General features: G+C 71.5%; 12 protein-coding genes. 3 read left to right on the forward strand and 9 right to left on the reverse strand.

What is annotated here, in order from left to right; all coding sequences use genetic code 11:
- Window positions 1–184: 184 nt before the first annotated feature.
- From ACS5PV_RS05905 to ACS5PV_RS05920, 4 genes are all read right to left on the reverse strand, one after another.
- Window positions 185–1,210 (reverse strand): extracellular solute-binding protein, encoded by a 1,026-nt coding sequence (locus ACS5PV_RS05905; RefSeq protein WP_455394402.1) that lies wholly within the window; start codon window positions 1,208–1,210, stop codon window positions 185–187.
- 12 nt (window positions 1,211–1,222) lie between these two features.
- The gene (locus tag ACS5PV_RS05910; protein WP_455394403.1) at window positions 1,223–2,296 is read right to left on the reverse strand and encodes an ABC transporter ATP-binding protein; all 1,074 of its coding nucleotides are present in this window, start codon (window positions 2,294–2,296) and stop codon (window positions 1,223–1,225) included.
- Window positions 2,296–3,138: an ABC transporter permease gene (locus ACS5PV_RS05915; RefSeq protein WP_455394404.1), complete on the reverse strand. Its 843-nt coding sequence runs from the start codon at window positions 3,136–3,138 to the stop codon at window positions 2,296–2,298. The genes ACS5PV_RS05910 and ACS5PV_RS05915 overlap by 1 nt, the downstream gene beginning before the upstream one ends.
- 130 nt (window positions 3,139–3,268) lie before the next feature.
- Window positions 3,269–3,922 carry a TetR/AcrR family transcriptional regulator gene (locus ACS5PV_RS05920; protein ID WP_455394405.1) on the reverse strand — a complete coding sequence of 218 codons (654 nt, stop codon included), beginning with the start codon at window positions 3,920–3,922 and terminating at the stop codon, window positions 3,269–3,271.
- Window positions 3,923–4,051: 129 nt separating this feature from the next.
- Between ACS5PV_RS05920 and ACS5PV_RS05925 the strand changes: the two genes are divergently transcribed.
- Window positions 4,052–5,296, forward strand: coding sequence for an amidohydrolase family protein (locus ACS5PV_RS05925; protein WP_455394406.1), 1,245 nt, complete (start codon window positions 4,052–4,054; stop codon window positions 5,294–5,296).
- Window positions 5,297–5,587: 291 nt separating this feature from the next.
- Here the strand turns inward: ACS5PV_RS05925 and ACS5PV_RS05930 are convergent, their stop codons facing one another.
- The 4 genes from ACS5PV_RS05930 to ACS5PV_RS05945 form a co-directional block, all read right to left on the reverse strand.
- Window positions 5,588–5,731 (reverse strand): hypothetical protein, encoded by a 144-nt coding sequence (locus ACS5PV_RS05930; protein WP_455394407.1) that lies wholly within the window; start codon window positions 5,729–5,731, stop codon window positions 5,588–5,590.
- A 290-nt stretch (window positions 5,732–6,021) separates the two neighbouring features.
- A complete protein-coding gene (locus ACS5PV_RS05935) occupies window positions 6,022–8,316 on the reverse strand; it encodes a TonB-dependent receptor family protein (protein ID WP_455394408.1) in 2,295 nt (764 codons plus the stop codon).
- 53 nt (window positions 8,317–8,369) lie between these two features.
- On the reverse strand, window positions 8,370–9,749 hold the full coding sequence (locus ACS5PV_RS05940) for a PepSY-associated TM helix domain-containing protein (RefSeq protein ID WP_455394409.1): 1,380 nt from the start codon (window positions 9,747–9,749) through the stop codon (window positions 8,370–8,372).
- Window positions 9,750–9,801: 52 nt separating this feature from the next.
- Complete coding sequence (locus ACS5PV_RS05945; protein ID WP_455394410.1) at window positions 9,802–10,158, reverse strand: hypothetical protein; 357 nt, start codon at window positions 10,156–10,158, stop codon at window positions 9,802–9,804.
- Window positions 10,159–10,490: 332 nt separating this feature from the next.
- Here ACS5PV_RS05945 and ACS5PV_RS05950 point away from each other — a divergent pair, with 332 nt between their 5' ends.
- Complete coding sequence (locus ACS5PV_RS05950; RefSeq protein WP_455394411.1) at window positions 10,491–11,051, forward strand: hypothetical protein; 561 nt, start codon at window positions 10,491–10,493, stop codon at window positions 11,049–11,051.
- 200 nt (window positions 11,052–11,251) lie between these two features.
- Here the strand turns inward: ACS5PV_RS05950 and zapE are convergent, their stop codons facing one another.
- The gene (gene zapE, locus ACS5PV_RS05955; protein WP_455394412.1) at window positions 11,252–12,451 is read right to left on the reverse strand and encodes a cell division protein ZapE; all 1,200 of its coding nucleotides are present in this window, start codon (window positions 12,449–12,451) and stop codon (window positions 11,252–11,254) included.
- Between the two features lie 215 nt (window positions 12,452–12,666).
- Here zapE and ACS5PV_RS05960 point away from each other — a divergent pair, with 215 nt between their 5' ends.
- Window positions 12,667–13,257 (forward strand): N-acetyltransferase family protein, encoded by a 591-nt coding sequence (locus ACS5PV_RS05960; protein ID WP_455394413.1) that lies wholly within the window; start codon window positions 12,667–12,669, stop codon window positions 13,255–13,257.
- Window positions 13,258–13,404 lie beyond the last annotated feature (147 nt).

The raw sequence follows: 13,404 nt of genomic DNA on the forward strand, positions 1-13,404 counted from the left end.
ATCCCGGGGCCGCGCGGGCTCGGAATGAGGAAGCCTGTCCGAGGAACTCTCGGACCAGAATCAGGCGCGGGATCCCCTCTCCCACACCTTGCAGCGATACCGGGCAAGCCCGGCATCGCCTGGAGAGGGGAGACCCGCGCCAGACTTGTCTCGGGAATGGTCAGAAAGCCCTGAAGCAGAAGGCCTACCCCTTGAAGTCCTTGTTCCAGAAATCCGTGAACGCCGCCTGCTGCGCCTGCATCGTCGCGTAGTCGAGGGGGCGGAGCTTGGCCTGCTGGGCTTCCGTCAGGCTGATCTGCCTCGCCAGATCGTCGGGCAGCTTGGCGTCCTTGACCGTCGGCACGTAGCCCATCTTCTGGGCGAAGGCGACCTGGGCGCTCGGGTCGAGCATGGCGTTCAGGTACTTGAAGGCGCCGTCCTTGGCGCGCGAGTTCTTCGGCACGCCGGCCTCGAACAGGATCGGCAGCGCGCCCTCCTCGGGGATCGCCATCGCGACCGGGATGCCGGCCTGCTTCCACATGAAGCCGCGGGCGAGCCACATCAGCGAGATCCACACCTCCTCGGACTTGAGCGCCGCGGCCAGCGTCTCGTTCGAGGGATAGACCTTCGGGGAGAGCTTCTTCAGGTCCATCAGCGCCGCCTGGCCCTTGCTGAAGTCCGTCGGCGTGCCGCCGGCGCCGATATTGGCGCCGGCCATGTTGAAGTTCCACAGGATGTCCGAGAAGCCGACCCGGCCCTTGTACTTCGGGTCGAAGATGTCGGCGTAGCGGGTCGGCGGGGTCGTGACCTTGCTCGGGTTGTAGAGCACGACCAGCGCCGAGTAGATGTGCGGGATCGAGTGCGGCTTCCTGAAGACGTCGATCACCTGCGACAGCCGCGGCACCTCGGCGGCCGGCACCGTCTCCAGCACGCCGAGCTGGCTCAGCATGTAGCTGTCGATGTCGTTGATGCAGGCGACGTCCATGCTGGCGCGGCGGCTGGTGCGCTCGGCGATCAGCTTGGTGCGGCGCGGGTCCTGGTTGGCGATGTCCTGCGACACCTCGATGCCCTGCGGCTTCATCAGCGGCACGTCGATGTTCTGCTGGAGCAACGCACCGTAATCGCCGCCCCAGGTGCCGACGACGATCGAGGAGGACTGGGCCCGGGCGGGAAGCGTGCCGGCAAGCCCGAGGGCGGCGGTGCTGGCGATCAGGGAGCGGCGGGTGATCATCGGGCGGGGCTCTCAGGCTACGGGGACGACGCTTGCGGCGTCGGCGCGGGGGATGACGCGGGCGGCGTCGGGGGTCCAGGTGATGCGGACGGGGTCGCCGGCCGCGAGGCCGCGGCGGGGATCGTCGGGCAGCGGCGTCAGGCTCACCGCGACGAGCGCCTCGCCGGCGAGATCGAGGTGGTACTCGGTGCGGGCGCCGAGATAGGTCACGGCCCGCAGGCGGCCGGTGCCGGCGGGATCGGGCACGACCGCGATCCGCTCGGGCCGGATCGCCAGCAGGCCATCCCGGGCGGTCGCGTCGGGCGCGCAGGGCACCGCCGCACCGCTCGCCAGCCGAAACACGTCGGCGCCCTCGCGCGCGCCGTCGAGCAGGTTGCAGCGGCCGACGAAGCCGGCGACGAAGGTGTTGGCCGGGCGCTCGTAGAGGTCTTCGGCGCTGCCGACCTGGAGCACGCGGCCGTGCTCCATCACCACCAGCCGGTCGGCCATGGCCAAGGCCTCGTCCTGGTCGTGGGTGACCATCAGGGTGGTCAGCCCGAGCCGGGTCTGCAACTCGCGGATCTCGAGGCCGACCTCGGAGCGCAGCTTGGCGTCGAGGTTCGACAGGGGCTCGTCGAGGAGGAACACCGCCGGGCTCACGACGAGCGCCCGGGCGAGCGCCACGCGCTGCTGCTGCCCGCCGGAGAGCTGGCGCGGCAGCCGGTCGGCGAGCGCGTCGAGGCGCACCAGCCGCAGGGCCTCGGCGATGCGCCGGTCGCGCTCCGCCCGCCCCACCTTCCGCATCTCCAGCCCGAAGCCGACATTGTCGGCGACGCTCATGTGCGGGAACAGGGCGTAGGACTGGAACACCATGCCGGTGTCGCGGGCATAGGGTGGCAGCCGCGTCACGTCGCGCCCGCCGATGACGACGCGACCGGCGGTGGGCTCGATGAAGCCCGCGACCATCCTGAGCGTCGTGGTCTTGCCGCAGCCGGAGGGGCCCAGCAGCGCCACCAGCTCGCCCTGGCGGATGTCGAGGTCGACGCCGGCGACCGCGGTCGCCTCGCCGTAGCGCTTGGTGACGCCGTCGAGCTGAAGGGTGCCCATCAGACGATCCGCGACAGCTTCACGAACCGGTCGGTGACCAGCATCAGGATCGTCACCATCAGGATCTGCGCGGTCGCGACGGCGGCCAGGGTCGGGTCCATTCGGAATTCCAGGTAGCTCAGCATGGCGACCGGCAGCGTGGTGCGCCCCGGGCCGACGAGGAGGAGGTTGAGTTCGAGGTTCTCGAAGCTCGCCACGAAGGAGAACAGGGCGGCGGCCACGATGCCGGGCCGCAGCATCGGCAGGGTGATGCGGGCAAACACCGTGAAGGGCTTCGCGCCGAGATTGGCCGCCGCCTCCTCCGCCGCGCGGTCGAGCCCGGCGAGGCTCGCGGTGACGAGGCGCACCGTCCAGGGAATCGTGATGAGGACGTTGGCGGCCACGAGCCCGCCCAGCGTCGCCTTGATGTCGGTGTCGAGCCAGTCCTCGGCCCTGAGATAGAACATGTAGAGGGCCGACCCCGCGACGATCGCCGGCACCGCGAGCGGGGCGAGCAGGAAGGTGCTGATAAGCCCGCGGCCCGGGATGCGTCCCCGCACCAGCGCCAGCGCCGCGGCGGTGCCGAGCGGCACGCCGATCGCCGTGGCCATGAGGGCGATCTGGAGCGAGGTGAGGAAGCCGCGGGCGAAGTCGCGCTGCGCCCAGGCGTTGAGGTACCAGCGCCAGGTGAGCCCGTCGGGCGGGAAGGTGACGATCTCCTGGTCGAAGAACGAGGTGACGACCACCATGACGATCGGCGCGAACACGACCGCGTAGGCCAGCACGACCGCCGCCAGGACGGCGAGGCGGCCGAGCCGGGCCGGAAGGCCGGGCCCGGCGGGGGAGAGGGTGGCGGCGCGCATGCGGCTCACGGCTTCGAGGTGACGACAGCTGATCTATTTGTAGGACAGGTTTCCACCCCTTTGGCAAGGCGGGTCCCGGCCCGGGCGGCGCGGGGATGTTGGCAAGAGGGGTGCCAAGGCGCTCGGGTCGTCACGCCACGGCCTCGCGGAAGCGCGGGCCGGCGAAGGCGGCGTCGCCCGCCTGGCCGGCGATGAGCTGCGGCAGCACCGCCTTCCAGGCCTCTATCAGATCGCGAAAATACTCGGGATCGGGCCGCAGCACCGTCTGCACGCCCATGCCGCGCATCAGGTTGACGGTCAGGTTGAGAATGATCCGGGCCTCCCGAGGCGGCCGGGATTCGGCGTCGCAGAACTCGACCCAGATCGCGTCGAGGGCGGCGTGGAAGCGCTGCACCACCGGGATCAGGCTGTCGCGCAAGGCCGCGTCGGTGCGGGATTCGCTGATGAGCTCCAGCGAGACCAGGAAGAACCGGCCGGAGAAGAGCGGCCACAGGAACTCGACGAAGTCGGCGAGCGGAAGCGCCCCCGAGCGCACGTCCTGCGACACCGACCGGATCGCCGCGGTGCCGTCGTCGAGCAGGGTCTCGAGCGCCGCCTGCACCAGGTCGGCCCGGGCGGGGAAGTGGTGCAGTAGCGCCCCGCGGGAGACCTGCGCCCGCTCGGCGATCCGGTGCGTCGTCGCGGCGTGGTAGCCGACCGCGTGGATCTCGTCGATCGTCGCGCGCACCAGCCGCTCGCGGGTCGCGAGGCTGCGCGCCTGGGGCTGCCGTCCGGCCTGCGTCACCGATCCTCCGGGGGCTGTCCGCCTGATAAAAAAACAAGCTTGCCTGTTTTTTTATCGCTGTCCAGTGTGCGGTCGCCTCCTCACGCGCCCATCCCCAGGGCCGCGCCGCACGAAGAAGGGACCGCCCGCATGAGCGCCGACCTCGTCCTGTTCCGCAACGCTAGGGTCCTCGACGGCCGCCACGACACCGCGCTCGACGGAACCGACGTGCTGGTCGAGGGCGGCACCATCCGGGAGGTCTCGGACCGGCCGCTGACCGCCTCATCGGCGCGGGTGATCGATCTCAAGGGCCGCACGCTGATGCCGGGCCTGATCGACTGCCACGTCCACGTCATCGCGACGATCCCCGATCTCGGCGCCAATGCCGAGCTGCCGGATTCGCTGGTGGCACTCCGCACCGCGAAGATCATGCGCGGGATGCTGATGCGCGGCTTCACCACTGTGCGCGACCTCGGCGGCGCCGATCACGGGCTGGTCATGGCGGTGCGTGAAGGCCTGATCGACGGCCCGCGCCTCGTCATTTGCGGCAAGGCGCTGTCGCAGACCGGCGGCCACACCGATTATCGCGGCCGCTACCACGCCCGCGACGTGAGCCATTACGGGACCAAGCTCGGCGCCATGGGCCGGGTCTGCGACGGGGTCGACGCGGTGCGCCGGGTGGCACGGGAGGAGATCAAGGCCGGGGCCGACTTCATCAAGATCATGGCCAATGGCGGCGTGTCCTCGCCGACCGACCCGATCGCCTTCCTCGGCTACTCGGTCGAGGAGCTCAGGGCGATCGTCGAGGAGGCGAACAACGCCCAGACCTATGTCGCCGCCCACCTCTACACCGACGCGGCGATCCGCCGGGCGGTGGAAAACGGGGTGATCTCGGTCGAGCACGGCAACCTGGTGAGCCCCGAGACCGCGCGGCTGATCCGCGAGAAGGGTGCCTACGTGGTGCCGACCAACGTCACCTTCGACGCGCTCGCGAAGGAGGGCGCGAGCTTGGGCCTGCCGCCGGCCTCGGTCGCCAAGATCGAGGACGTGCGCGAGGCGGGGCTGTCCGCCCTCGAGACCCTGCGCGATGCCGGCGTGATGATGGCCTACGGCACCGATCTCCTCGGCGAGATGCACCGGCACCAGTCGGAGGAATTCGTGATCCGCGGCCGCTGCCTGCCGGCGATCGAGGTGATCCGCTCGGCCACGGTCAATGCCGCCAAGGTCGTGCGTCAGGAGGGCAAGGTCGGCGTGGTGGCGCCGGGCGCCTTCGCCGACCTCATCGTGGTCGACGGCGATCCGCTCGCCGACCTCTCGCTCCTCACCGGCCAGGGCCGGCACCTGCGGGCAATCATGATCGACGGACGCTTCGTGAAGGACGAACTCGCGGCGTAGAAGTCCCGGCCCGCAGGCTTGGCCGGCATCGGAGAACAGCGTCGGCGGCTCCCGGCACGAGGGCCGGCGGGCGCCGCGCCTACCGCCAGCCAGGGCCCCGCCCGGGTGGGTTGTGCCGGGACGAACCCGCGATCCCGGTATCCTGCGCGGGAGCGGGGATTTCTCCTCTTGGAGCGATGCCGGGCGAGGCCGGCCCGGCATCGTGGATCGCGCGGTGCGCATCTTGCTGCGGCCCCGCGGTCCGGCGGGGTCGGTAGACCCGCGGCGTCCTCAGCAGACGCGCGACTTGCCTCAGCAGACGCGCGACTTGGCGCTGCAGCAGGTCGAGGCCGGCGGCGGGCAGGCCGGGGCCGGCGGGGGGCAGGGCGGCGGGCAGGCAGGCAGGCAGCAGCCACCCGCGACGGAGCCGAGGGCCTTGACGTCGAGCTTCTTCATGATGCCGTTCTCTGTCTGTCGCGGGTCTGGTCGCGCCCGCAGTTTCAGACTGTGCGATGGGTCGAAGGCTGTCTATCGCCGCTTTTTTACTGTTACAATTAGAAAAATTTGGAAACATGAGATTGTTTGATTATGCAATGACTTGATGCATTAGGCCTGACGCTGCGTAGGTATTTTTTGTCCGGGTAAAGGCGGGGACTGGATAAGGAATGCCGCCGGACGGGCGAGCAGGGCAGCGGCCCTGCGTCTCCGCACCGGCGCCGCGGGCGCCGGCTTCGTCCGGGCGGCGCTCAGAACGCCAGCTTCATCCCCCCGACGACGCTCCGCGGCGCGCCGGCGAAGATCGAGCCGGTAGTGGTGGCGAGCACGCCGGCCCCGTTCTGCAACCCGGTCACCGCGCTGATCGAGTTCGCCAGCGGCTGGGCCGAGGCGATGTAGGTCGTGTTCAGCAGGTTGCGCACCTCGACGTAGAGGCTGAGGCGCTTGGCGTAGGCTCCGACGAGGTCGGTGTCGTAGTGGACGTTGGCGTTGAGGATCGCGTAGCCCGGCGCCCGCAGCAGGTTGGCGTTGTCGAGGAAGAAGCCGTCCTGGTAGACCGCCTCGACGAAGGCGCCGAGACCCTTCAGCGGTCCTGTCGGCTGGTCATAGCCGATGCGGGCGAGGAGCTGGTGGGCCGGCACGCCCGGGATCAGGCGGCCCGCCCGGTCGAACCGCGCGGTCAGGGATCCGGCGCTCAGCTGCTCGACGTAGCGGGTGTAGAACTGGTCGTTGAGGCCGTAGGCCGCGAAGGCGCGCCAGCCCGGCGAGAACGCCCACTCGGCCCCCGCCTCGATGCCGCGATGCTCCGAGGCCGGGGCGTTGAAGGTGTAGCTCAGGAGACCCGCCCCCGGCGACTGGGTGACGAACTCGTTGCGGAAGAACTCGTAGAAGCCGGTCAGGCTCAGGCGCAGGTCGGGCAGGGGCGACCAGTCGGCCCCGAGGTCGAAGCCGAGATTGGTCTGGGTGCGCAGGTCTGTGTTGTTGCCGGGCACGCCGGCCGGGGTCACGAACAGCAGGCTCGCCGCGGGGGTGGCGTAGCCGGTGGCGACGCGGCCGCGGAACGCCCATGCCGCGTCGGGCCGGTAGACCAGCGCCAGCTCCGGCGCGACGTTGAGGAAGCTGCGATCGATGTCGGCCAGGGCCTGCGTCGTGCCGCTCGCCGAGTAGCCGTAGGTGAGGGTCCGGCCCTTGAGCCAGGTATTCTCGGCCGAGACGCCGACGACCCCGGTCCATTGCTCGGAGAGCGCGACCTCGGCCCGGGCCCGGCCGCCGAGGTTCGACTGCACAGCCTCCTGGTTGCTGGTGAGCGCCCCGAGCCGGGGCCCGCCATAGGGTGCGCGGTTGTAGAGCGCGATGTGGTTGTCGATGGCGCTGTAGGACAAAGCCGCGTAGCCGACGACCGGCAGGCCGAAGGCTTGCGTGCGGTGCGTGATGTCCGACAGGACGGTGTAGGACGGATAGCTGCCGCGCGAGGACGAGGTGTAGAACGGCTGGTCGAAGTTGCGCTCGTCGAAGCCGACCTGGGTGCGCCAGGTGGTGTCGGCGTCGATGTCGTGCTCCCAGCGCGCGGCGATCAGCGTGCGGCGGTCGTTGCGGCCGAAGGCGCCCTCGTCCGCCGTCACCGGCACGATGGCGCCGAAGGCGCCGTTGCGGAACAGGTTGAAGGTGGTGCAGCCCGCCGCCGCCGTGGCGGCGCTGGCGCAGCCGCGCTGGTAGGGGTTGATCCGGTACTGCGCCAGCGACGAGCGGGCGGGCAGGTCGACGTCGACGAGGTTGTTGACGACCTTCAGGGTGAAGCGGTTGTCCGGTGTCGGGGTGTAGCTCGCCAGCAGGTTGACGGTCTGGGTGTTGGCGCTGGCGTGGTCCTGGAAGCCGTTCAGGCGGAAATCGCTGGCGAACAGGCTGACCTCGTAGGGACCGCTCACTCCCCCGACGGTGAAGTAGTGGTTGAGGTAGCCGAAGCTGCCGGCATCGACGCCGATCTCGTAGCCGTCGATCTCGCGCCCGGTGCGCGTGCGGAAGGCGAGCGCGCCGCCGGTGGCGTAGTTGCCGAACAGCGGGGATTGCGGCCCGCGGAAGACGTCGATGCGCGAATAGGCCCGCGGATCGGCGAGGTCGAAGCGCGAGGCGCCGTCGGCCTGGGTGACGACGAAGCCGTCCTCCAGCACCACCATGTTCTTGATGACGCCGGTCGAGCGGGCGTTGTTGCCGCGGATCGACACCACCACGTCGCGCGGGCCGTTGCCCTGACGCACGCTGACGCCGGGGCTGTTGACCAGGACCTGGCCGACGCTGGTCGCCGGGCGGTCGGCGATCACGTCCTGCCGGCCGATCGCCGTCACGATCTCGCCGACCGGGCGCTCGATCACGCTCGGGGCCGAGCCCGGCGGGGCGGCGACGCCGAAGGCGGGACCGGGCGGGCCGGCGCCGGCGACCGAGATCTCGTCGAGGGCGATGGTCTCCTGCGCCAGGGCGGCGCCGGGGATCAGGGTGAGGAGGAGGGCGAGCGCGCGCGGGCGCAGGCCGGAACCGGGGAGGGGCGGCATCGGACGTCTCGTCGGAAAGCGGGGCGGCGCGTGGGCGCCGGCAAGGGTTCGCGTCAGGCGGCCGCCGGCCGCCGGAGGCTCCGCCGCAGGCCGAGCCCGGCGGCGTCGAGGGCGATCATCGCCAGGATCGCGAGCCCGGTGAGCGGGAACAGGATCCCCATCGCGGCGACGAGGCCGGTGACGGCGCCGACCGCCCGGCGGTCGTCGGGCCAGGCCGGCACGCCGAGGCGGCCCGCGGGGCGGCGCTTCCACCACATCACTGCGGCGGTGACGGCGAGCAGGATCGTGGCGAGGCAGAAGGCCAGCATCAGGAACTGGTTGAGCCGCCCGGCGACCTCGCCCTTGTGCAGCCCGATCCCGTACTGGATCCCGCGCCCGACGATCCCGATGTCGGCAAACCGGACGTTCACCAGCGGCCGGCCGCTATACTGGTCGAGGGAGATCATCCGCTGGCGGGTGACGTCGCGCGGATAGGCGGCAGCGGCGTAGACGCCGGTCGGCCCCTCCGGCAGCGCCAGCTCGTAGCCCGCCGGCATGCCGAGATCGGTCAGGATCTCGGCCGCCCGGTCGATGCCGATCGGCACGCCGTCGCGGATGTCCGAGCGCGGCAGCGGCGCGGCCTCGAGCGCCCAGCCGGTCTGGTCGAGCACCGCGCCCACCGGCACCGTCGAGACCGGCACCCCGGCCCAGAGCGCGTTCGGCTGGCCGAGCCCGGCCCGGTTCGACACCGCCCGGATCTGGTCGCCCCACAGGATCGACCACGGCAGGCCGGTGGCGGCGAGGAAGAACAGGCCGGCCCCGGCGACGAAACCGGTGACGGCGTGCAGGTCGCGCCACCACACCCGCCGCGCCGGCGTGCCCCGCACCGAGACCACTCCGCCGCCTTGTCCGCCCTTTCGGCCGCGCGGCCACCACAGGTAGATCCCGCTCAGGACCAGGATCAGCGTGAAGCCGGCCACGACCTCGATCAGGCCGTTCGCCACCGGTCCGAAATACGCCAGGCTGTGCAGCCGGCGCACCACCATCATCGCCTCCTCGCTGCGTCCGACCCGGTCGAGGACGGCGCCGTCATAGGGGTCGAGGTAGACGAGGGTTTTGCCCGTCGGGCCCGCCATCGTGACCACCGCCGCGCGGTCGGGCGCCTCCGGGCTGGCATAGGTCGTGGGCTGGGCGTCCGGCACCGCGTCGGCGGCGATGAAGACCAGCCGCTCGGGCGAGAGCGGCGCCGTCGCGCGCACCGGCACGACGGTGCGGTGGGCAAACAGCTTGCGGTTGATCTCGTCCTTGAACAGGTAGACCGACCCGGTCACCGACAGGAGGACCAGGAACGGCAGGCAGAGGAGGCCGGCATAGAAGTGCCAGCGCCACACCGCGCGATGCAGGGCATCGCGCAAGGGAGCGCGCCCCGGGGCGGGGGCGGAGGAGACGGGCATGGGGCGAGAATCCGCGGAAGGCTGACTGATCGAGGCGGGCGTAAGCGGTCGATCAGGCCTGCGGCGGTCCTCGTGGGCTGGCGCTCGCGGCGGGCGGCGCGCGGGCCGGGCGCTCGTCGGCGGCGGGAGGTATGCGCTCGGCGACGCCCGGGCGGTCCCAGGCGAGGTGGAAGGCGAGGAGGAGCGGGCCTGCGAGCGCGACGGGATGGGCCGCGACGCAGCAGGCGAGGGCGCAGTGGGTGCCGCCCTGCGGGACGCCGTCCGCCCCCTCGTAATGGCAGATCACCGCGCCCGGGGCAGCTTGCGCCGGCACGGGGGCAAGGGCGCCGAGCAGGACCTGCAGGCACAGCGCGTAGAGCGCGACCACCGCGATGGTCGCGCGACCGATCGACCGTGCCGGTGGGTTCACGCGCATGACACGAGGGCGTAGGCCGGCGCACCGGACAGCGTCAATGTCGAAGGATGGCAAGCGGACCGATTCCCGGCCGGTGGTGCCGCTGGAGCACGCGCGCCGCCGCGTGCAGTCGAATGATGGTCCGGTCCAGTATCCACGCAGCGCGATGCCCGGATTCCGGACGTGATACCGCCGTGACGCCCCAGTCTCTGGGTCGAAGTCTGCCCCAGGGTCACAGTTCCGGACCGCGGTTTCGCGCGCCCCGCTTAAGCGCGAATTAACCGTAATGAGCGATTGTCGGCCTTGATACTCATCCATGGCCCGACCAGGCCGACGGGACACACGCCATGGGGCTCGACGTCTTCCAGAGCATTCGCGCGACGCAGCCGGGCACCGAGTGCGACCGATTTGAGCGGAGCTTCGTCGCGAATCTCGGCGGTGTGCTCCAGTCGATCGGTGCGGGCAAGGGCCCGACGCCGGCCAACGCCGCCGCCCGGCCGCGGGACTGGGACGCGCTGATCGCGCATGTCCGCAAGGCCGCGTCCGGCCCCGGCGAGGCCGAGACGGAGCTTCGGCAGCGCGAGCGGCGGGCCCAGATCCTGCTGCGCAGCGCCCACAAGCGCCTCGACGAGGCCGCCGCGCGGGAGAATCAGGTCGAGTCGCGGGTGCGCGCGGCGGAAGCGAGAACCCACGCGGCGGAGGCGAGGGCGCTCGCGGCGGAGGACGCCGCCCGCGCCGCCGAGGCGCGGGCCGTCGTGATGCTCGAGGCGGCGGACGCCCGCGCGCGCCGCGCCGAGGAGGCCGCCCGCAGCGCCCTCGACTGGCTCCAGCGCGTGCAGCGGGCGGAACCCGGCGGCGCACCGGCCCTGGCGCCGTCCCACGCCCACCGGCTCCGGCGCGTCGCCTGAGCGGACGCTTGGACACGCGGCGTCTCTGCGGATCCCGGATCTACCCCGGCGTCGTCTCGGCCGTCAGGAATGTGGTGTCGCGTTGCGGCGGAGTTTGCCCTGGTTCTTCGATTTCTCCGTGTTTCGCGCGACGACCGGGCCTTCGCGATGCCGAACCTGACCCAGGCTCGAATGGCTGACGACGCGGCGAGGCGACAGGATCACGTCTCGACCAGCCCCGTCGTGCTGCCCGAGGCCTCCGAATCCGGCCGGCCGTGCGGCAGGGCGAGATATTCCTCCGATCGCATCTCGATCAGGCGCGAGACCGTGCGCTCGAACTCGAACGCCTCGCGGCCGGAATCGGCGAGGTAGAGCCCGGTCGGCTCGGCCGCCGCCGAGGCCAGAAGCTTGGTGCGGGTGTCGTAGAGCGCGTCGACCAGGATGATGAAGCGCTTGGCCTCGTTCCTCTGGGGCATGTCCATCACCGGGATGTTCTCGACGATCACGGTGTGGAAGCGCTCAGCCAGCGCCAGGTAGTCGGCGGCGCCGAGCGGCCGGGCGCAGAGATCCGCGAAGGTGAAGCGGGCGACGCCGCCGGCGGCCTCGGGGATCGCCACGTCGTGGCCCTTGACCTGGATCGTCGTCGGCCGGCCCTGCGGCTCGCCCGACAGCGCCCGGAAGGCGCCGGTGAGCGCGGCCTGCGCCGCCTCGTCCGCCGGCACGTGGTAGACCGGGCTGCCGCCGAGTTTCTCGAGGCGGAAATCGGTGCGCGAGTCGAGCCGCACCACCGCGACACGCTCCTTCAGCTGCTCGATGAAGGGCAGGAACAGGGCGCGGTTCAACCCGCCCTCGTAGAGCCGGTCGGGCTCGACGTTCGAGGTCGCCACCATCACGACGCCGCGGGAAAACAGCGCGGTGAACAGCCGCCCGAGGATCATCGCGTCGGCGATGTCGGTGACGGTGAACTCGTCGAAGCAGAGGAGCCGCGCCTCCGCCGCCAGCGCCTCGGCCACCGGCGCGATCGGGTCGTCGCCCCGCGCCGTGCCCTGCTTCACCGCCTGGCGGTGGCGGTGGATGCGCTCGTGCACGTCGCCCATGAAGGCGTGGAAGTGCACCCGGCGCTTCGAACCCGGCGCCGCCTCGTGGAAGAGGTCCATCAGCATGGTCTTGCCGCGGCCGACGAGACCCCAGACGTAGAGGCCGCGCGGGCCGGCGACCGGCTCCGGCTGGCGTCCGAACAGCCGGCCGAAGAGTCCGGGACCCGCCGGCGGCGGCACCTCGGCGAGGTCGCGGATCACCCCGTCGAGGCGGGCGACGAGGCCGGTCTGGGCGGGATCGCGCTCGATCGCCCCCGACTCGACCAGGGCGTCGTAGCGGGCGGCGACCGGGCCGCGGGCGGGGGAAGCGGGGCTTTGGGTCACCGGCGGGGCTTATCGCGCGGGCGCGGCCCGTGCAATGCGCGCAGGTCCCGGCAATGCGGTCGGATCATGGCGGACGCATGCGCCGGCGGCACGGCCGCCGTGACGTGCCGAAGCGGAACGGCACGCCTATCTGCTGCATTGCACAATCCCGGTCGCCGACCGGGACGGGGAAACGCTCGAGACCGTTCCGCACCTGTCCGGAGCACACCTCGAGAATGCAAGATCGCCTCCAGCCTACCCGACATCCTGCCGGCGCCCTGGTGCGGCGCCTGTGGTCGAGCGACCGCGACGCGGTCGTGTCGCTGTTCCAGAGCCTCGACCCGGAATCCCGCTTCGACCGCTTCATGGGCGCGGTGAGCGAGGCCCGGGCGGCGTCCTACGCCGCGCATGCGGTCGCCGCCGAGGGCCAGATCTTCGGCGCCTTCATGGACGGAGCCCTGCGGGGCGTCGGCGAATTGCGACCCGCGGGCGCCAAGGGCGAGGCCGAGATCGCCTTCACGGTGGCGCCCGGCCATCGCGGCCGCGGTCTCGGCGCCGCCCTCGGCGCGCGCCTCGCCGAGGCCGCCCGCAACGGCGGCACGCGCCGGCTGCACCTGCGCTGCCTGCCCGGCAACCGGCGGATGCGGGCGCTCGCCCGGCGCCTCGGCGCCGAACTCCCCCTCGGCGGCCGGGAGGTCCACGCCGTCCTGGCGCTGAGCCCGCCGACGATGTTCTCGCTCTGGCGCGAGGGGGTCGACGGGTTGTTCGACGTCGCGGCGGCCTCCGTCGCCTGCGTGGCCGCCTGGCCGGGCCTGCCGGGGATCTGACGCCGTTTGGCTGGCGCGGCTAAGCAGATTTCGCCGAAGTGGTTGCCGGTTCGGCGCCAAAAATCTGCGGTAAAACAAGAACCTAGGCGGACGAAGCGTTGGTCTGCCAACGCAAGTCTGCTTAGCCCGCGACCTGTGGAGGGATGA

It is taken from the genome of Methylobacterium sp. Gmos1, from assembly GCF_053764715.1.